The organism is Sorangium sp. So ce836 (assembly GCF_028553905.1).
In the GTDB taxonomy this organism is placed as follows: domain Bacteria; phylum Myxococcota_A; class Polyangia; order Polyangiales; family Polyangiaceae; genus Sorangium; species Sorangium cellulosum_D.
In genome coordinates, this window is record NZ_CP102233.1 from 11241932 (window position 1) to 11260276 (window position 18345).

At 72.8% G+C, this 18345-nt stretch carries 17 protein-coding genes; 12 read left to right on the top strand and 5 right to left on the bottom strand.

Annotated elements, in window-relative coordinates:
* Window positions 1-22 precede the first annotated feature (22 nt).
* A complete protein-coding gene (gene ribF, locus NQZ70_RS40995) occupies window positions 23-1024 on the bottom strand; it encodes a riboflavin biosynthesis protein RibF (RefSeq protein WP_129579074.1) in 1002 nt (333 codons plus the stop codon).
* Window positions 1025-1199: 175 nt separating this feature from the next.
* Between ribF and NQZ70_RS41000 the strand changes: the two genes are divergently transcribed.
* The 6 genes from NQZ70_RS41000 (at window position 1200) to rplI (ending at window position 5283) form a co-directional block, all read left to right on the top strand.
* Entirely contained in the window at window positions 1200-2144 is a 945-nt protein-coding gene (locus NQZ70_RS41000) for a ribose-phosphate pyrophosphokinase (RefSeq protein WP_165374417.1), read from the top strand.
* 204 nt (window positions 2145-2348) lie between these two features.
* Window positions 2349-3035 (top strand): 50S ribosomal protein L25/general stress protein Ctc, encoded by a 687-nt coding sequence (locus NQZ70_RS41005; RefSeq protein WP_129579076.1) that lies wholly within the window; start codon window positions 2349-2351, stop codon window positions 3033-3035.
* Window positions 3036-3173: 138 nt separating this feature from the next.
* A complete protein-coding gene (gene pth / locus NQZ70_RS41010) occupies window positions 3174-3845 on the top strand; it encodes an aminoacyl-tRNA hydrolase (RefSeq protein WP_020740022.1) in 672 nt (223 codons plus the stop codon).
* 112 nt (window positions 3846-3957) lie between these two features.
* Entirely contained in the window at window positions 3958-4497 is a 540-nt protein-coding gene (rpsF, locus tag NQZ70_RS41015; RefSeq protein WP_129579077.1) for a 30S ribosomal protein S6, read from the top strand.
* A 2-nt stretch (window positions 4498-4499) separates the two neighbouring features.
* Complete coding sequence (rpsR, locus tag NQZ70_RS41020) at window positions 4500-4820, top strand: 30S ribosomal protein S18 (RefSeq protein ID WP_012239546.1); 321 nt, start codon at window positions 4500-4502, stop codon at window positions 4818-4820.
* A gap of 10 nt (window positions 4821-4830) precedes the next feature.
* Window positions 4831-5283: a 50S ribosomal protein L9 gene (rplI, locus tag NQZ70_RS41025; protein ID WP_061629313.1), complete on the top strand. Its 453-nt coding sequence runs from the start codon at window positions 4831-4833 to the stop codon at window positions 5281-5283.
* Between the two features lie 157 nt (window positions 5284-5440).
* Here rplI and NQZ70_RS41030 read toward each other — a convergent pair whose 3' ends face one another.
* Window positions 5441-6436: a PfkB family carbohydrate kinase gene (locus NQZ70_RS41030; RefSeq protein WP_261344325.1), complete on the bottom strand. Its 996-nt coding sequence runs from the start codon at window positions 6434-6436 to the stop codon at window positions 5441-5443.
* Window positions 6437-6778: 342 nt separating this feature from the next.
* On the opposite strand from NQZ70_RS41030, the gene dnaB reads away from it, so the two are divergent.
* The 6 genes from dnaB to NQZ70_RS41060 all read left to right on the top strand — a co-directional run bounded on the left by dnaB (window position 6779) and on the right by NQZ70_RS41060 (window position 15174).
* Window positions 6779-8281 carry a replicative DNA helicase gene (dnaB, locus tag NQZ70_RS41035; RefSeq protein ID WP_129579079.1) on the top strand — a complete coding sequence of 501 codons (1503 nt, stop codon included), beginning with the start codon at window positions 6779-6781 and terminating at the stop codon, window positions 8279-8281.
* A gap of 200 nt (window positions 8282-8481) precedes the next feature.
* On the top strand, window positions 8482-8910 hold the full coding sequence (locus NQZ70_RS41040) for a hypothetical protein (RefSeq protein ID WP_129579080.1): 429 nt from the start codon (window positions 8482-8484) through the stop codon (window positions 8908-8910).
* A 38-nt stretch (window positions 8911-8948) separates the two neighbouring features.
* On the top strand, window positions 8949-11801 hold the full coding sequence (locus NQZ70_RS41045) for a CehA/McbA family metallohydrolase (RefSeq protein WP_129579081.1): 2853 nt from the start codon (window positions 8949-8951) through the stop codon (window positions 11799-11801).
* Window positions 11802-12281: 480 nt separating this feature from the next.
* Window positions 12282-13043, top strand: a complete 762-nt coding sequence (locus tag NQZ70_RS41050) for a hypothetical protein (protein WP_207217612.1) — start codon at window positions 12282-12284, stop codon at window positions 13041-13043.
* Between the two features lie 29 nt (window positions 13044-13072).
* The gene (locus NQZ70_RS41055) at window positions 13073-14116 is read left to right on the top strand and encodes a hypothetical protein (protein ID WP_129579082.1); all 1044 of its coding nucleotides are present in this window, start codon (window positions 13073-13075) and stop codon (window positions 14114-14116) included.
* On the top strand, window positions 14113-15174 hold the full coding sequence (locus NQZ70_RS41060) for a hypothetical protein (protein WP_129579083.1): 1062 nt from the start codon (window positions 14113-14115) through the stop codon (window positions 15172-15174). The genes NQZ70_RS41055 and NQZ70_RS41060 overlap by 4 nt, the downstream gene beginning before the upstream one ends.
* Before the next feature lie 25 nt (window positions 15175-15199).
* On the opposite strand, the gene NQZ70_RS41065 is transcribed toward NQZ70_RS41060, so the two are convergent.
* The 3 genes from NQZ70_RS41065 to NQZ70_RS41075 all read right to left on the bottom strand — a co-directional run bounded on the left by NQZ70_RS41065 (window position 15200) and on the right by NQZ70_RS41075 (window position 17069).
* A complete protein-coding gene (locus tag NQZ70_RS41065; protein ID WP_237244515.1) occupies window positions 15200-15337 on the bottom strand; it encodes a hypothetical protein in 138 nt (45 codons plus the stop codon).
* A gap of 132 nt (window positions 15338-15469) precedes the next feature.
* On the bottom strand, window positions 15470-16060 hold the full coding sequence (locus NQZ70_RS41070; protein ID WP_129579084.1) for a Uma2 family endonuclease: 591 nt from the start codon (window positions 16058-16060) through the stop codon (window positions 15470-15472).
* Between the two features lie 166 nt (window positions 16061-16226).
* A complete protein-coding gene (locus NQZ70_RS41075; RefSeq protein WP_129579085.1) occupies window positions 16227-17069 on the bottom strand; it encodes a hypothetical protein in 843 nt (280 codons plus the stop codon).
* Between the last annotated feature and the right edge of the window lie 1276 nt (window positions 17070-18345).

Consider the following 18345-nt stretch of genomic DNA (forward strand, 5'->3'; position numbering starts at 1 on the left):
GCGCCCACCGGCGCGCGGCCGCTCAGCGAAAGGCGCCCTCCGCCGCCGGATCCGCGGCGAGCGGCGCGAGCCGCGCGCGCGCGGCCTCGGCGTCGCGCGCGATCTGCGCCTTGAGCTCCGGCAGGCCCGAGAACCGCCGCTCCTCGCGCAGCCGGGCGACGAGGTGCACCCGCAGCGCCGCGCCGTAGAGATCCTCGTCGATGTCGAACAGGTGCACCTCGAGGTTCGGCCGCGCCTGCTTCGACGGCTCGACCGTCGGCCGCACGCCGAGGTTCGCCACGCCGCGGGCGAGCGCGATCGCGCGGCCCGACGGCGCCACCCGATCGACGAGCGTCGCGTACACGCCGAACGGCGGGAGCGCCTCCTCGATCTCGTCGAGGTTGCAGGTGGGGAAGCCGATGGTCCGGCCCCGCTTGGCCCCCTGCGCGACCACGCCGGACAGCATGTGCGGGCGCGACAGCATCTGCTCGGCCGCCTCCAGATCCCCGCGCGCGATCGCCGCGCGGACGCGGGTGCTCGACCACGCCCCCTCGGCGTCGCCCACGAGCGGGTGCGATCGCGTCTCGAAGCCGAGATCCTCGCCGAGGCGCCCGAGCGTCGTGAAGTCGCCGGCGCGCCCGTGGCCGAACCGGAAGTTCGCGCCGACCAGGACGACGCGCGCGGCGAGCCGATCGAGCAGCACGCGCCGCACGAACTCCTCCGGCGTCTGCGCCGCGAACGCGCGATCGAACGTCACCACGTCCACCCGGATCGCCGGCTGCACGCGTCGGATGAGCTCGATCTTGCGCGGCAGCGCCGTCAGCGTCGGCGGCGGGGTCCGGCCAAGGACGCTCGCCGGGTGCGGCGCGAACGTGAGCGCCACCGGCGAGAGCCCCCGCCGCTCCGCGTCGAGCGCCGCGTCGGCGAGCAGCGCCTGGTGCCCCCGGTGGACGCCGTCGAAGTTGCCGATGATGACGAGGCTGCCCCGCGGCCCGACCGCGGCGCGCCCGCCCTGCCCGCCAGCGGCGGCAGCAAAATACTCCACAGACGCTACCTAACCCGAAGCACCGCCCAACGAAAAGCCGGTGGGCAAGCCAGGGTCAGGGGAGCCGCCCGGCACGATACGCATGTACAGCCAAGCGTCCGATGTACAGAGCCGCTTGACGGCCCCATGTCCGGCTGATAGAGCCGCGCTCCCCTAAATGGGCTGGAGGCGCGCCGTGTTCAAGAGAGTCAGTATCTTCTCCGGCAACGCCAATTTCGCACTTACCCAGGAAATCTGTCAGGTCCTCGAGCAGCCCATGGGGAAGTCGCGCGTGTCGCGCTTCTCCGACGGGGAGACGTTCTGCGTCATCCAGGAGAACGTCCGGGGCGTCGACACCTACGTCGTGCAGCCCACCTGCTCGCCGGTGAACGACAGCGTGATGGAGCTCCTGATCATGGTCGACGCGCTCCGCCGCGCCTCGGCCGGCTCGATCACGGCGGTCATCCCCTACTACGGCTATGCCCGGCAGGACCGGAAGGTCGCGCCGAGGACGCCGATCACGTCGAAGCTGGTCGCCGACCTCATCGTCGCCGCCGGGGTGAACCGGATCGTCGCGCTCGACCTGCACGCCGGGCAGATCCAGGGCTTCTTCAACATCCCGTTCGACCACCTGTTCGCGATGCCGGCGCTGCTCGACCATCACCTGCGCGAGCACTACGGCAGGGACGTGGTCATCGTCTCGCCGGACGCCGGCGGCGTCGAGCGGGCCCGCGCCTACTCGAAGCGGCTCCAGGGCACGCTGGCGATCATCGACAAGCGCCGCGAGCGGGCGAACGAGAGCGAGGTCATGAACATCATCGGCGAGGTGGCCGGCAAGCAGTGCCTCATCCTCGACGACCTCATCGACACCGCCGGCACCCTGGTGAACGCCGCCAACGCCCTGATGAAGCAGGGCGCCAGGAGCGTCGCCGCCTGCGCCACGCACCCGGTCCTGTCCGGTCCGGCCGTCGAGCGCATCAAGGACTCCCCCCTCACCGAGGTCGTGGTGACGAACTCGATCCCGCTCTCGGACGAGGCGAGGGCGTCCGGTAAGTTCAAGGTCGTCTCGGTGGCGCGGCTGCTCGCCGAGGCGATCCGCCGCATCCATCACTCGGACTCGGTGAGCTCGCTCTTCGTCTGACCGGCGGCGCGCGTCCGGCGGAACCGGCGGAACCTTGCGAAAGGGACCCCGGCGGCGCAGGTCGCCCGCGCTCCCGCCACAAAAAACGCCGCTGCCCGGCGACGAAGGCTCGACTTTCCTTTTCTCGTTCTGCTATAGCGCCGCACCCTACGCCGGAGTGGACCGCGCACCGCGGGCCTCCGGATCACTTCTGGAGCCGTCGTCATGGAGATCATCAAGCTCAACGCCACGAGGCGCGAGGAGAGCGGCAAGAGCGCGTCGAGCCGCCTGCGCCGCGCCGGACAGATTCCCGCCATCGCCTACGGGCGCGAGCTCGCGCCGCTGTCGGTCGCCGTCTCGCCGAAGGCGCTCCTTCAGGTGCTCGGCTCCGACCACGGCAAGAACTCCGTGGTCGAGCTCGCCATCGAGAACGGCGAGACGCTCACCGTCATGGTGCGCGACTACGACTACCACCCGATCTCGCGGGAGCTCGTCCACGCCGACTTCATCCAGGTGAAGCTCGACCAGCCCGTCGACGTGCACATCCCCTTCCGCACCGTGGGCAAGCCGAAGGGCGTGGTCACCGGCGGCGTGCTCCAGCAGATCTTCCGCACGATCCCGGTGCGCTGCCTGCCCGAGAAGATCCCGTCGTTCATCGAGATCGACGTGACCGAGCTCGACATGGGCGAGTCGTACAAGGCGAGCGGGCTGACGCTGCCCGAGGGCGTGAAGGCCCTGCTCGCCGACGAGCAGACGATCGCGGTCGTCAACGCGCCCGAGAAGGCCGGCGCCGAGGACGAGGCGAAGCCGGCTGCCGGCGCGCCGGCAGCGGCCGCTGCGCCTGCCGGCGGCGCGGCTGCCCCCGCCAAGGGCGGCGCCGCCCCCGCGGGCGACAAGAAGGACAAGAAGTAGCCCCGGACCGGGCGCGGGCCGCCCCTCGCCTCGGCCCCCCGAGGCGCGCGCGGCCCGCCCCGCCCTGCGCCGCGCCCCCGCGCATCGCAGCCCGCCTCTGTCCCAAGGATTCCGGGGAGCCAGCAGAACCCGCTCGCCATGCTGCTCGTGGTCGGCCTGGGAAATCCGGGCAAGGAATACGCCGCTCACCGGCACAACGTCGGCTTCATGGCCATCGACGCGCTGGCCGACGAGGTCCGGGCCGACCCGTTCCGCGAGAAGTTCTCGGGCGTGCACGCGAAGGCGGAGATCGCCGGGCAGCCGGCGATCCTGCTCAAGCCGATGACCTACATGAACGAGTCGGGCCGCAGCGTTCAGCCGGCGATGGCCTTCTTCAAGGTCGCGCCGTCCTCGCTGATCGTGCTGCACGACGAGCTCGACCTGCCGTTCGGCACGGTTCGTTTGAAGGTCGGCGGCGGGCACGCGGGGCACAACGGGCTGCGCTCGATCATCGCGCACTGCGGGACGGGCAACTTCGGGCGCGTCCGCCTCGGGATCGGGCGGCCGCCGCCGGGCTACCGGGGCGAGGTCGCGGGCTACGTGCTGTCGGGGTTCGACGCGGTCGAGCGCGCGGGCCTGCCCGACTGCTTGAAGCAAGCTGTCCAAAGTGTGCTAGAAGTCGCCGCCCGCGGCTTCGACGCCGCGATGAACGTTCGAAATACCCGGCCCAAGCCGGGCAAGAGGCAGAAGGGCGAAGGGGACGGGCCGACAGACCCGGCCCCTGCCGCGAAGGGGGAGAGGGGTCCCCTCCCCCCGACGCAGAAGCCCTGATCCTCGACGGAGACAGGTTGTCGAGCCGGCGCTCGCGCCGCTCGGCAAGCTGCTCCTTTCCTCGCTCCGGGGCGTCGCCCCGGGGCCACAGGCCGAGAGGGAAGATCGAAGAATGAGCCGACAGGTAACGGCGCCCGGGCGCGCCAGAGAGTACGAAACCATTTACATCCTGCGACCCGACATCGACGCCGACGGCGCCGAGCGGATCGGGACGCGCCTCGCCGAGGTCGTGAGCCGCGAGGCCGGTCGTCTGACCAAGGTCGAGACGTGGGGGCGCCGCCGCCTCGCGTACGACATCGCCAAGCACCGCCGCGGCGTGTACGTGTACCTGAAGTACCTCGGGGGCGGGAAGGTCGTCTCCGAGGTCGAGCGCAACCTGCGCCTCGCCGACGGTGTGCTGAAGTACCAGACGGTGCTCGTGCGCAACGACATCGAGGTCCAGAGCCTCACGGTCGCCGACGAGGACGTGAAGTTCGAGCGCCTCGAGCTCGCGCCGCTCGAGGACGACCGCGACGACTCGCGCGAGCGGCAGCTCGGCCTCATCGAGCCGGAGCGCCGCGTCGACCGCAGCTCCGAGGCGGCCCCGGCGGGCGACCTCGACGAGGCTGAAGAGGGCGAGACGGAAGGCGCCGCCGACGAGGAGGAGAGCTGACAATGAACGGCCGCAACAACGACATGGGCCGCAACGGCGGCGCTGACTACGACGATCGCGACTTCGGGCGCACGCCCGACCTGAACGCGGACGCCCCCGGGCGCCGCCGCACGGGCCGGAAGCGCGTCTGCCGCTACTGCGCGGACAAGGCGCTGGTCATCGACTACAAGGACCCGCAGGCGCTCAAGTACTTCATCTCGGAGCGCGGCAAGGTCGTCCCGCGCCGCATCAGCGGCAACTGCGCGCGCCATCAGCGCAAGGTGACGCTCTCGATCAAGCGCGCGCGCAACATCGCGCTCTTGCCGTTCACCGTGACGGCGTAGGAGGTCGATCATGGCAACCCACATCCATGTGGTCCTCACGGAGGACCTCCACAACGTCGGCAAGAGCGGCGAGCTCGTGAAGGTTCGCCCCGGCTTCGCGCGCAACTACCTCATCCCGCGCGGCCTCGCGGTGGGCGCCACCGCCGAGAACGTGTCCCGCATCGAGCACGAGAAGCGGGTCGCCGAGTCGCGCGCCGCGAAGACGCGCTCCGAGGCGGAGCAGCTCGCGGCCAAGCTCAACCAGGTGAAGCTGACCATCAGCCGCCCGGTCGGCGAGGGCGACAAGCTGTACGGCTCGGTCACGGCGCGCGACATCGAAGAGGCGCTCGCCGCGCAGGGCTTCAGCGTCGACCGGCGCCGCATCGAGAGCGACACGATCAAGACGCTCGGCGCCCACACCGTGACGCTCCGCCTCGCCCCGTCCATCACGGCGTCGGTCGAGGTCACGGTCGCCGCGAAGTAGCGTCCCCGGAAGCGCGGCTCGCCCGCGCTTCCACCTCGCCCGCCACGCGCGGCTCGCCCGCGCTTCCGCCTCGCCCGCCACGCGCGGCTCGCCCGCGCTTCCACCTCGCCCGCTACGCGCGGCTCGCCCGCGCTTCCGCCTCATCCGCGCTTCCGCCTCACCCGCGCTTCCGCCTCACCCACGCCCGCGCGACGTCGTGCCCCCGCGCCACGGCGCGCAGCATGAGCGCCGGATCGGCCCACCGCGCTCGGGCCTCCCAGGCGAGGCTCGCCAGCATCCCGGCGCAGAACGCGTCGCCCGCGCCCGTCGGATCGAGCGGCCGCACCGGGCGCGGCGCGACCGCGCGCTCGCCCTCGGGGCCGAGCACGAGCGTCGCCCGCGCGCCGTCCGTGACGACCAGCGTCGCCTCGGGCCGGAGCCGCTCGCGGAGCGCGCGCGCCGTCGTCCCCAGCACCTCGAGATCGCCGGTGCTGCACTTCACGAGATCCGCCTGCGCGAACAGCCGGAAGCAGCCGCGCACGCCGTCGCCCGTCCCGGCGCCCGCCCCCGCAGGCGCCGCGGCGCGCCCGCCGCGCGGCCACATCCGCGGGCGCGCGTTGACGTCGATCGAGACCGCGCACCCCTCGCGGCGGGCGCCCGCGGCCGCCCGCGCGATCGCGCCGATCGCCCCGCGCACCGGCGCGATCCCGGTGAAGTGCACGACCCGGGTCTGCCATCGCGCGGGCAGCGCCGCGGCGAGCTCGCGCGCCTCGAGCTCGCCCTGCCGGTAGCCGGCGAAGCGCGCCTCGCCCCGCGCGATCGCCACGAGCATGAGCCCGGTGCGCGCCGCGCCCAGCGCGAGCCGCCCCACATCGACGCCGGCCGCGGCGACCTCGTCCCTGAGCCCGCGCCCCAGGGCGTCGTCGCCCAGCGCGGCGCACACCCCCGACGGGACGCCCAGCCGGGCGAGCGCCATCGCGGTGTTCACCGCGCCGCCCCCCGGTACGCGGCGCAGCAATTTTGCCCGCTCGAGCGGAATGCCCTCCGGCGCGTACAGGTCCCACAGCGCTTCACCCACGCAGATCACCTCGGTGGGTTCAATCCTTGTTTGACGCGTTTTGTGATCCACAATGGCGGCTCCCGCGACGGCGCATGCCCGGGCGCGAAGCGTCATCGCAGCTGAGTCAAGCGGGAAAGGAAATGGCGATGAGACCGGGGTTGCTCAATTTCCATACCTCGCCGCCGCTGGCGGCGCCTCACCGCGCCGCGCCCCCGCGGCGCGGCGCGGCGGAGCGCCCCTCGAACGTGGAACCTGCATTGAGATGCCCACCGCACGAACGCTCACTGCAATGCAAACACAAATCTTTCTCAGCGCGGCCCATGTTCTGATAGACGGAACTCGACCCTGCACCCGACGCCCCGAAGGACCGCTGCGCCTTCGGGGCGTCGCCCATTTCGGCGCCTGTGGAAAAGCTCGGGGCGGGATGGGGGCAATCGGTGGGGAGGAGATGCACGGATGATGAGAATGATGGAGCGCCGCGGCCAGCGGCCCCAGAGGATCGAGCCTCCCATCGTCGCCGGACGGGTACCGCCGCACGACCTCGACGCCGAGGCGGCGGTGCTGTCGGCCATCCTGCTGCACCGCGACGCGCTCGATCGGGTGCTCGAGATCCTGAAGGCGGAGCATTTCTACAGCGAGGCGAACAGCCGCATCTACGAGGCCGCGCAGGAGCTCGCGTCCGGCGGCACGCCGATCGACATCGTCTCGGTCGCCTCCTGGCTGCGCGACCGGGAGCGCCTCGCCCAGGTGGGCGGCGCCGCGTACCTCGCCCAGCTCGCGGACGCGACGCCGGCGGTCGCGCACGTCGGCGCGCACGCGCGCGTCGTCTACGAGAAGTGGCGCGTGCGCCAGCTCATCGCCACGTGCCAGCGCGTCGCGGCCGAGGGGTACGGCGACGTCGGCGTGGTGCAGGAGTTCATCGACGGGGCGGAGCAGGCGGTCTACCAGCTCGCGCGCACGCCGCAGGGGACGTCGACGCAGCCGATCGCCCAGGTGCTCAAGGCCGCGTTCGAGCAGATCACCGCGGCCGCGGAGCGCGGCGATCGCATCACGGGCATCTCGACCGGGTACGAGAAGCTCGACGCCAAGACGGCCGGCCTGCACGACGGCGACCTCTCGATCGTCGCCGCGCGCCCCGGCATGGGCAAGACGTCGTTCGTCCTCAACCTCGCCGTGAACGTGGCGTCGCCGCGCACGGTGAGCTCCCCCGGCCCCGACCAGGCGGGGCACGGCATCGAGCGGCACGAGCCCGGCTTCGGCGCCGCGGTCTTCTCGCTCGAGATGCCGCGCGAGCAGCTCGCCACACGTATGGTCTGCAGCGAGGGCCGCGTCGACGTCGGCAAGCTCCGCCAGGGCTTCCTGCAGCCCGACGACTGGCGCCGCCTGACCGAGGCCGCGTCCTTCCTGTCGACCCTGCCCATCTGGATCGACGACACGCCGGCGATCAGCCTGCTCGAGCTGCGCGCCAAGGTGCGGCGCATCCAGGCCGAGTACGACCGGCCGCCGAGCGACGGCAACTCGGGGCGGCGCGTCGGGCTCGTCGTCATCGACTACCTGCAGCTCATGAAGGGGCGCGACGGCGTGAGCAGCCGCGAGCAGGAGATCAGCGAGATCTCCCGCGGGCTCAAGCAGCTCGCGAAGGAGCTCAAGGTGGCGGTCATCGCGCTCTCCCAGCTGAACCGCGCGGTCGAGACCCGGACCACCAAGGACAAGCGCCCTCAGCTGTCGGACCTCCGCGAGTCGGGCGCCATCGAGCAGGACGCCGACAACATCATCTTCATCTACCGCGACGAGTACTACAACCCGGAGACCACCAACAGCAAAGGCATCGCGGAGCTCATCGTCGCCAAGCAGCGCAACGGGCCGACGGGCAAGGTGCTCACGCGGTTCACCTCGTCGTGCACGAGGTTCGACAACCTCGCGCCCGGCGACTACCCGGACATGGTGGACGACGAGTAGCCCGCCGTCCGGAGGGCCTCCTGCGAGAGCGGCGGCCACCCGCTTCGGATACGGGTCCAGCTCGACGTTTTCGGTGCTCAGCGCACCGGAGTGCGCTTCCGCGCCGAAAACGCCGAGCTGGACCCGTATCCGAAGCGGGTGGCCGCCGCTCTGGAACGCATGTGCCAGCGACGGGCGAAAACCGCGCTAGTGTGCGCGGCATGTCCGTCTGGTACGTCCCCGCCCTCCTCGCCGCGGTCTGCATGGCAGGCCATTACCTGATGCTGCGCGCGGCGGCGGGCCGCGTCGGCGACGCCCTCGGCGCGCTGTGCGTCGAGGGCACCGCGGCCGCCGGGATCCTCGTCTTGCTCGTCCTCCGCCCGGGCGCGGAGGCGCCTCCGACGGCGCCGGGGGTGCTCTGGGCGTGCGCCTCTGGCCTGTTCATCAGCGGGGTGACCACGCTCGTCTTCACCGCGCTCCGGATGGACGGCCCGGTGTCCGCGACCGGGCCGATGGTGTTCGCCGGCGGCGTGGCGCTCGCCGCGCTCTTCGCGCCGCTGCTCTTCGGCGAGGCGTTCACCGCCCGCCGCGCGCTCGGCGTCGGCCTGGGGATCGCCTCCCTCGTCGTCCTCGCCACCGAGCGCTCCTGACCCAAGCGGCGCCGCGGCCACGCATCGGAACAGCACCGATGATCCGCTCGATCGAGACGCCCCGTCGCCCCCCTGCCAGCCTCCTGCGCGCTCGTCGCGCCGCGCCCCGCGCGCCGCGGCGCACCGGGCTCGCCGCGCTCGCGCTCGCCGCGGCCGCCTGCGCGCCGCCGGTGCAGGGCGGCAGCGTCGCCGTGTCCTCCGGCGCGGCCGAGCGGCTCGGCATGCTCTGCCGGTGGGGGCACGGCGGCGGCGAGCAGGGCGAGCTCTGCCCGGGCGACGCGGTCGCGGCGCGGCCTGCGCGCGTCCGGCGGATCGCGGCGCCCGCGGACGCGCTCTCGGGGCCGCTCGCGGCGGGGCGGCCGGGCGACTACGTGCTCGAGAACGACGAGATCGCGGTGGTGATCGAGCAGCTCGGCCCGGGGACGGGCCTCGCCGAGGGCGGCGGCCACCTCATCGACGCGGCGGACGCGCGGGAGCGCAGCGACGAGCTCGGGCAGATCGTCCCGCGGCTCGGCGCGCCGCCGCGGCAGGTCGTCTACCGCGACATCGCGACGGGCGCCGGCGAGGGCGGCGCGGCGTGGATCGAGGCGCGCGGCGTGGTGCGCGGGCGCGAGCTCGAGGGCGGCGCGCTCTCCGTCACGACCCGCTACACGCTCGCGCCGAGCGGCCGGGCGGTCGTGATCGCGACGTCGCTCCGGAACGACGGCGACCGCCCGAGCGAGGCGCTCGATCTCGGCGACGTCGTCCACTGGGGCGCGGCGGAGCACGTCGCGCCCGGCGCGGCGCCTGGGCTCCGCGGCGAGCACGAGGCGCCGTACCTGGCCGGCGTCGGATCCCGCGTCGCGTACGCGCTCGTCCCGGCGGGCGGCGGGCTGATCCACGCGCGCGGCGGCGCGGGCTTCAGCGACGCGACGTTCGCGCGGCAGGCCGCGCTGCCGCCGGGCGGGCGCGCCGCGTACCAGCGGATCCTCGCGATCACGCCGCGCGGCGACGCGCTCGCCGTCGCGACGGAGCTCTTCTTCCTCGGCGGGGGCGCGCCCGGCGGGGTCGCGCTCGAGCTCGTGGACGCCCGCGGCGCGCCGCTCCGGCCCATCGCCGGCCGGGCCACGCTGACGCCGGTCGCCGAGGGGGGCGCCGCGCCGGCCGCCGGCGCGCTCGACCTGTGGATGCGGACCGGCGAGCGCGAGCCGCTCGCCGTCGAGGCGCCGCCCGGCCTCTACCTCGTCGGCTTCGAGGGGAGCGGCCGCCGCGCGCTGGGGACCGCGCGGGTCCGGATCCGCGCCGGCGAGATCGCCCCGGCGCGGCTCGCGCTGTCCGGCGTCGGCCAGCTCGATCTCCGGGTGGAGGAGCGCGGCGCCCCGGCGCCCGCCGCGGCCCCGGCGCCCGCCGCGGCCCCGGCGCCCGCCGCGGCCCCGGGCCTCCTCGGCCCGCTCATGCCGGCGAAGGTCGGCTTCTTCGACGCCGCGACCGGCAAGGCCGTATCGCCGCCCCGGCTCGCGCTCGCGGGCGAGCTCCATCTGCCCCTGCCGCCCGGGCGCATCCGGGTCGTCGCCTCGCGCGGGCCCGAGTACGCGCTCGCCGAGGCGACGGTCGACATCGCCGAAGGCGCGCGGTCGCCGCTCGAGCTCACGCTCCAGCGGGTGGTCGACACGTCGGGCTACATCGCGTGCGACCTGCGGCAGCACACGGCGCGGAGCGCCGACGCGGGCGTCCCCTCGGCGGTGCGGCTCGCCTGGAGCGCGGCGGAGGGCGTGGAGTGCGCGGTGGCGACCGAGCACAACCTCGCCGCCGATCTCCAGCCGGACGTCGCCGCCCTGCAGCTCGACGCGCAGCTGCGCATGCTGCCGGGCGTGGAGCTCACGAGCGGCCGGGGCGGCGCCGGGCTCGGGAGCCTCAGCATGTTCCCGCTCGGCGGAGAGGCGGCCGCGCCCCGCGAGGGCGCGCTGCGGTGGGTCGACGAGACCGCGGGCGAGATGCTCCGCGAGGTGCGCGCGCTGCCCGGGGAGCGCGTCGTCCAGGTGAGCCGGCGCCATGGCGGCGGCTCGCCGCTGCACGGCTCCGGAGCGCCGGAGGGCGCGCCGGAGGAGGGAGCGCGCCAGCTCGCGCAGCTCGTCGGGGACGGCGGTGGCGCGGATGCGCTCGAGGTGTGGACCGGGCGCGAGGTGGCCGCGCGGGACCGGGCGCTGGAGGAGCTCTGGGCGCTGCTCCGCGCGTCCCGCCCGGTCACGCCGACGGCGACGAGCGACACGCACGGGCTGCACGGCGCGGAGGCGGGGGCGCCGCGCACGTACGTCGCGGTGGGGAGCGACGATCCGGGGCGGCTCGACGTGGGGGACCTCGTCGCGGGCCTGCGGCGGCGGCGCGACGTCGTGATCACGAACGGGCCGTTCGTGACGATGCGCCTCGGCGAGGCGCGCCAGGGGGGCGTCGCCTCGGTGCGGCGCGGGGCGCGCGGAGGGCCGCTGAGGCTCTCGATCCGGGTCGAGCGCGCGCCCTGGGTCGACGCGCGCGAGCTGCATGTGCTGGTGGGCGGCGTCGCGAGCGGCGAGGCGATTCCGCTGGAGGGCGCGCGCACCACGGCTGCGGGCGCGCTCGTCGATGAGGTCGAGATCCCGGTGGTGCTTGGAACGGGCGGCGGCGGGCGAGGGCCGGCGCGGCCGGGCGCCCGCGTCGGAGGGGCGGGCGGCGACGGGCGGGGCGGGAAGGGCGGGCGCGGTGTGATCGCCGTCGTCGAGGACACCTTCGTGGTGGCGATCGTCCGGGGGCGGCGGCCGCTCGAGCCGGTGCTCACCGGGGATCCGGGCGAGATCCTGCCGTTCGCGATGACGGCGCCGCTCTGGATCGACGCCGACGGCGACGGCCGGTCCCTCGGCCGAGCGGCGGCGCCGTAGCGCGGCGGTCTCCGTGGCGCGCCCGGCACGGCAACGTAGCCCCGCGTGAAGGGGCTACGCGCGCTGCTGCAACTGGCCGTCGACTGAGCCGAATGCGCAGGCTTACGTGCATCGGTCCGTCTTCGCTTCGAAATCGTTCTTGGCACGCAAAAAGAATCATTCCCCATCCATCCGCGGCGTGTTGCTCCGCTGACATCTGCATGCCTAGGCTCGCGCGGCATGGATCCAAGGCAATTCCTGCTGTTTCCCTTGGTCTCACTCCTCCTTGTCACAGCGCCCGCGGCGTCCGCGCAGCCTGTCGCCGAGCCGCGCTCTGCGGCGCCTGATCCGGCAGCGGACGCGCTTCGGCGTGCACGCGCCGCGCGCGGAGCCGGCCGATGGCGGGAGGCGGAGGCGGCGTATCGCGCCGCCTTCGCTGCGGCGCCGCGCCCTGCCATCGAGGGGGAGCTCGGGCTTTGCGAGCTGGCGCTCCGCAGGCCTGTGGACGCGGCGAACCATCTGCTGCGCGCGCTGCGCGATCCCAGAGCGCTCTCCCCTGCGGAGCAGCGGCGCTTCAACGAAGGACTACGCCTGGCGGAGAAGGACGCCATCCGCGTCGAGATCATGGTCAGCCACGACGAGGCGGAGATCTTCGTGGACGGCAAGTTCATCGGCCGTGGGCAGGCGAGTTATCAGTTCTACGTGACCCCCGGTACCCACGAGGCCCGTGGCTCTCTCGAGGGGCATGTCACCCAGACGGTCCGCTTCGAAAACTATGTCGGCACCGAGACGATCTTCCCGCTGGTGCTCCATCCCCTCCCGAAACCGCCGCCGCCCGTGGTGATCGTCCGCGCGACGCCGCCGGCTCCCGACCACTCGGGCCGCAATCTCCGCATCGCCGGCGCGTCGCTGGCGCTCGCCGGTGCGGCGCTCGGGGCGGGGTTCGCCGTCGCCGCCGGGGTGCGCGACGACGAGGCCGAGGCGCAGGCGGACGCCATCCGGCGGGACTACGGGCGCGGCGGCTGCCTCTACAAAGCGGCCAGCGAGGTCACCCTCCCGTGCAAAGCGCTCGAGGACACGCTCTCGGCTCGCGACACGCTGCGGGGCGCGGCCTGGGCGAGCTTCATCGCGGGCGGGGTCTTCGGCGCGGTGGCGCTCTCGTCGCTCTGGTGGGCCCCTTCGCCGCCTTCGCCTCCCCGCGTCGCCGTGCGCCCGCTCATCGCGGCCGGCGGAGGTGGCGTGGCGGTCGCGGGCGTCTGGTAGGCGCCGCGCGCCGGGAAGGAGAGGAGGGGATGCATCATCGTGTGCTCGTGGGGATGGGGTTGGCCGTGTCGGGACTCGCGCTGGCGAGCGCCTGCGGCGACACCGGCGAGGCGTGCGACGAGACGGTGACCTGCAAGGGCCCGGCGGGAGCGTTCTGCGCCGGGGAGTGCGTGCCGTTGCCCGTCGACCTGAGCAGGGTCCACCCGAAGCCCGTTCTCCTCTGGGAGGGCAGCATCGACGAGGAGCCGCCGCCGTGTCCGCCGGACGCCAGCGAGGGGGGCCTGCTGCTGTACGGCGGCCTCGATCCGGCGCCGGGCTGCGCGCCGTGTGCCTGCTCGCAGCCGGCGTGCGAGCTGCCGGCCGGGGTGACGGCCAGCTCGCTCTACATGTGCCAGGACGGGGCTCCGGAGACGCGGACGCCGTTCGACGCCCCGGCCGGCTGGGACGGCGCTTGCGTGGATACGGCCCCGATCCCGCCCGAGCAGGTCGGATCCGTCGCCGTCGCGCCGGCCACCGCGGTCCCGTGCGCGCCGGTCGAGGCGATCGTGCCCCGCAGCGGCAGCCTGGGGTCGCCCTGGAAGCACCACGCCAAGCTCTGCGCGGGCTCTTTCTACGAAGGCGCGTGCGGGGATGGGTCGGGGGAGGTGTGTTTCCCCAGGTTCCACAAGCGACCGACGCCCGCGTTCAAGAGGTGCGTCCAGGTGACGGCGGGCGCGGATGACGAGAAGCTCCGGTGTCCGAACGAATACCCGAAGGCGCACACGTGGTACCTGGGCCACGACGACGGCGTCTGCTCGCCGTGCGCGTGTACCGCCACCGAGCCCAGCGTGTGCGAGGCGCTCGTGTCGACCTACGCCGACGCGGCGTGCGGCCGGGAGATCGCCTCCGTCATCGTCAACGAAGAAGGCGGCTGCGCCGATCCGAGCGCTGGTTTCTCGCTCGGCAGCATGCGCGCCGAGTGGGTCACCAACGCGCCCGGCACCTGCGAGGCGTCGGGAGGTGAGCCCGTGCGGGACCGGACGCCGGTGGATCGCCTGACCTATTGCTGCATCGAGGAGCCCATCACGCCATGAGCCAGACCAGCATCCAGCCTGCTGCCCGGAATCGAGGACGCGCGCGACGGCGCTGGTTGCCGACGACGGCGGTCTGCGCGCTGCTGGGGATCGCCGGCGCGCTGCTCGGGTCGAGCTGCGGGCGTGAGCGCAGGTGCTTCAGCGAAGAGCGCTGCGAGCCGTGTCCCGGCCACTGCCTCGAGGACGAAGTGGTGGACACGCTCGGGGTCGCCGCCACGCACATCGTGTGGGTCGGCAAGCAGGGCGAGGAACCCAGCTGTGAGGAATACGGGCTGGAGCACGAGCTGGACTGGTGGCTGGATCTCCAGGACGACCCGAGCTGCCCGCCGTGCCGGTGCGAGCGCGACGACTGCGCCGGTGGATCCGTGCGCTTCAGGAGGAGCGCCGACAGTTGCGAGGAGGCCGATGAGTACCGGGGTGAGTGGCATCTGTACCCCCCCTGGGACGTGTGCGAGCCGATGGAGGATTACGTGACGAGCAGCGTGACCGTCCCCTGGTACGACGTCCTTCCTGCGTGCACGTCGAGAGACGACCTGTTCCAGCCGGGGGCGACCTGGAAACGGAAGGCGCGCAGCTGCTGGGCGCGTCAGCCTCGGGAGTACAGCTGTGGAAGCAATCCCAACGTACCCACGTGCCTGGTCGACCCCCGTGTCCTCTCCGACGGCTTTCGGCTCTGCGCCGCCGTGAACGTCACAAACAATCCCGCGGAGCCCAGCATCACGGATGCCCCCTGTCCCCCGGAGCTCCCGGAGAAGCTCGACATGTACCGCTGGGTCTCCGGCTGCGGCACGTGCGACTGCGAGTCCGACGGGGAGCTGTGCTCGATGGAGTTCTCGTTCTACCGCGACCAGGCGTGCAGCGAGCTCTTGCTGACCCATACGCCCACGACCGAGAGCGTCTGCATCGATCTGGCGGAGCCCGCGGCCATGGGCGGCATCAAGCTCCGCTTGCTCGCGGAGGGCCATGGGGACTGCATCGATCGCGGGCGGGTGGGGCTCGGCGAGAAGATCGAGCCCGGGTGGGGCCAGACGTTCTGCTGCAAGCCGCTCGGCGGCTGATCTCGCCGGCGCCCGCAGCGGCGGCTCAGCTCACGAGCTCGCCGTCCCCGGCGCCCGCTTCCTCTTCATCCGCCGCCGGCTCCCCCGGCTCCTCCAGGCTCGCCCCCTCGCCCGCGGCCGTCCCGCCATACCGCTTGCCGGCCCGCTCGGAGGCCTTCAGCACGGGCCCCGCGGAGCCTCGATCGCCTCGATCGGCGCGTCGGAGAGCTCCAGGTTGGAGAGGGCGTCATGAAGCAGCTCCGGCTGAACGCGTGGCAGCGGTGCTGCCCGAGCGCGCCGCCAGCGGAGCGGTCAGCTACTTCGCCCAGAGCACCGAGAGATCGAGCTCGATGGCAGCGAAGGGCTGGGCGCGGACGCGCGCGGCGTCGCGGTGGACAACCGCCGGCCCCCATCGGCGATCCGCGCCGAGCACGTAGACCTCGAGCGTCCGCGCGATCGGGTCGACCAGCCACGCGTACCGCACGCCCTCGCGCGCGTAGATCGGCAACTTCTCGTCGCGGTCATATTCCTCGGTCGACGGGCTCAGCACCTCGCAGATCCAGTCCGGGGCGAGCTCGAAGTAGGCCGTCTCGGGCAGCTCGGGCATGCGCTCGCGCCGCCAGCCGGCGAGGTCAGGCACGACCGCGTCGATCTCGCCCGGCGCGCCCGGATCGGGGAAGTGGAGCTCGGGCTCGACCAAGAGGGTCCAGCCGCCGGGCCCACCGCGGCCGCGGTCGAACGGGCCGAAGAGCTCCCCCTGCAGTGCGCTCTCAGCCCTGGAATGCCGCGGCGCCGGCCGGGGCATGACGTGGAGCACGCCCCCGATGAGCTCCGCCACCTTGTTCGGCGGGACGGCTTCGAGGTCGGCGTATGTGGCGCGGCGCTGCTTCTCGGCGGGCTCGCCCATGGGCGAAGCCTGCCCGGCGGCGCGCCGGCAGGCAAGGCGGCAACGGCGGTCGCGCCACGCGGCGAGCACCGCGCTGGCCGGGCACGCGGCGCAGCGCGTCGACCCTTCCCCTCGCCGCCCCTGGCCGTCGCCAGCGCCCCGGGCTCGCAGCGCTGGCGGGGCCGACTCAGCTCACGAGCTCGCCGCCCCCGGCGCCCGCTTCCTCTTCTTCTTCACCCGCCGCCGTCTCCCCCGGCTCCTCCAGGCTCGCCCCCTCGCCCGCGGTCGCACCGCCATACCGCTTGCCGGCCCGCTCGGAGGCCTTCAGCACGGGCCCGCGGATCGTCTCGATCGCCTCGGCCGGCGCGTCGGAGAGCTCCAGGTTGGCGAGCACCGCGGACACGGCTCGGAACCACTGGCTGCGCGCGGCGGCGATCGTCGCCTTGGTCACCGGCGCCGTCTTCTCCTTCGCGGCGAGCTCGTCCCGGCGGTGCTCGATCGCCTCGAGCTCCTTGCCCGCCTTGATCCACCGCTGCGTCGTGTGGAGCAGCGTCGTCTTCCCGGGCGCCGGGATCCCCTTCAGGAACTCGCCGATCGACGGCTCCTCGTCGAGGAGCCGGGCGATCCGCGCGGTGTTGCCCGCCTCTGCGGTCGGCGACGCCTTGAGGATGTTGAGCCCGCCCGGAAACAGCTTCGCCAGCACCTGGTCGCAGGTCGCGGCGCGCTCTCTCTCCGGAGGGTCCGCTCCGAGGCAATGCTCGCGGTGCGCGTCGATGCCCCAGCACACGGCCCTGGCGAGGTGATCATGGCGCACGTCGACCCGCCCGAGCTCGTCGTTCAAAGCGCTCATCTGGGCCGACGGCCCCGCCTTGCTCGGCCGCACCGCGAGCACGGCCTCGTGGGCCGAGACCACCTTGGGGTGCAGGCCGGTGATCTCGGGGATCGAGAGGAACAGCCGCTTCCGTTGCGCGTTCTCGACCCACGGGGACACGAGCGCCACCATCTCTTCGATCATCAGGTGCTTCAACATCGCAGTCGACCTCCTTGACCGGGGTACGGCATGTCCAGCGAGGAGACGGCGAGGCGGACGAGCCCGTCAAGCGATCCGCCGGTTTCCGACGGATTGAGATCAACCCGGGCGGCTGAAAAGGAGGCGCCGCGGAGGTCTCGACCAATCCCGGCGCTCGTTGCGAGGGCGAGGCGAGGTCGCGATCGACCGCGGGCGATCTTTTCGGCCGGCCGCATTGGTCTCGATCAAAAGATTTGATTTTTTTCATACAGATGGTGAGGTCTCGACCTGTCCGCCGGCTTCGGAAGAGCCTCCGCGCGTGCTCGAGACCATGCGGGGGCATCCGAAGGATCGGCCGGAGAGGGTCAGGAACGTCCGAGGCGTCGTTCCCGAACGCGCTGACGTGCACGTCGACGCTGTGGCCGCGCTCGCGTGGCCTGCGGCCTATGTGCCCGACCATGACCCGTTGGACCAGGTGAACGTCACCGGCCTCGTGCTCGCGCCGACGGGCGCCTCGATCTCTACAGCCGCCGGATGGCGACGCCCGGAGTTCGCGCCTCGAGCTGCTCGTCTCACCGACGAGCCGAGCTCGACCAGGTGGACGGCGAGCTCCTGGGCACCAGCGCGCCGCGGCCGCCGTCGAGCTCTTGGAGCGCGAGAGGGTCATCCCCGCCAGGTAGAAGCGTCGCGGCCCGCCGTCGAGCTCCTGGAACGCCAGCACCGCGGCCCGGTGTCGAGTTCCTGGAGCACCGGCGCCGCGGCCGGCATTCTTGCGGATTTCGACTTCGACTAGCTTTTCATGCCTGGGCCAAGCGTGGCCCTGTGGGTTCGCCTCACGGAAGCACATTTCAACCCGGCACGCCGATCGCAACAGCCGCGGCATGCGAACAATCGACACCATCACCATCGCCATAGTTTGCTGTTCCATTTCCGCGTGCGCGCTGGACCCGACACCGGGCTCGGAGGCTGCTCTTGATAATGAGAGTAGTATCACAGCTGAACCCATGGAAATTCGAGCCACACGAGGGAGGTGCGAAGATGCGGTAGACGATGGGGCCGACATCTGGCAGCTCATGTGTGGAGCGGCTGGCTCAACCGAGTACATGACGCGCGGGGACACGATTCTGTGCCTGCGGGAGCACATGCAAGGTCGAGCCGCAGGCCACAACAAGTGTCGTTCCAGCTGCCCTGCTGCATGCCTCGCGCTATCGAGCCGATGGGATCTTTACTGTGAAGAGCGCTCGCCCTTCCTCCTGAGGAACATCTGTGAACAGGCGCGTGACAATGGGCGGAAGAA

Excerpts from the sequence above, each read along its gene's own strand:
- NQZ70_RS41005 (WP_129579076.1), top strand. The coding sequence starts at position 2,349 with ATGGAGATCATCAAGCTCAACGCCACGAGGCGCGAGGAGAGCGGCAAG.
- pth (WP_020740022.1), top strand. The coding sequence starts at position 3,174 with ATGCTGCTCGTGGTCGGCCTGGGAAATCCGGGCAAGGAATACGCCGCT.
- rpsF (WP_129579077.1), top strand. The coding sequence starts at position 3,958 with ATGAGCCGACAGGTAACGGCGCCCGGGCGCGCCAGAGAGTACGAAACC.
- rpsR (WP_012239546.1), top strand. The coding sequence starts at position 4,500 with ATGAACGGCCGCAACAACGACATGGGCCGCAACGGCGGCGCTGACTAC.
- rplI (WP_061629313.1), top strand. The coding sequence starts at position 4,831 with ATGGCAACCCACATCCATGTGGTCCTCACGGAGGACCTCCACAACGTC.
- NQZ70_RS41030 (WP_261344325.1), bottom strand. The coding sequence starts at position 6,436 with ATGACGCTTCGCGCCCGGGCATGCGCCGTCGCGGGAGCCGCCATTGTG.
- dnaB (WP_129579079.1), top strand. The coding sequence starts at position 6,779 with ATGATGAGAATGATGGAGCGCCGCGGCCAGCGGCCCCAGAGGATCGAG.
- NQZ70_RS41040 (WP_129579080.1), top strand. The coding sequence starts at position 8,482 with ATGTCCGTCTGGTACGTCCCCGCCCTCCTCGCCGCGGTCTGCATGGCA.
- NQZ70_RS41045 (WP_129579081.1), top strand. The coding sequence starts at position 8,949 with ATGATCCGCTCGATCGAGACGCCCCGTCGCCCCCCTGCCAGCCTCCTG.
- NQZ70_RS41055 (WP_129579082.1), top strand. The coding sequence starts at position 13,073 with ATGCATCATCGTGTGCTCGTGGGGATGGGGTTGGCCGTGTCGGGACTC.
- NQZ70_RS41060 (WP_129579083.1), top strand. The coding sequence starts at position 14,113 with ATGAGCCAGACCAGCATCCAGCCTGCTGCCCGGAATCGAGGACGCGCG.
- NQZ70_RS41070 (WP_129579084.1), bottom strand. The coding sequence starts at position 16,060 with ATGGGCGAGCCCGCCGAGAAGCAGCGCCGCGCCACATACGCCGACCTC.
- NQZ70_RS41075 (WP_129579085.1), bottom strand. The coding sequence starts at position 17,069 with ATGTTGAAGCACCTGATGATCGAAGAGATGGTGGCGCTCGTGTCCCCG.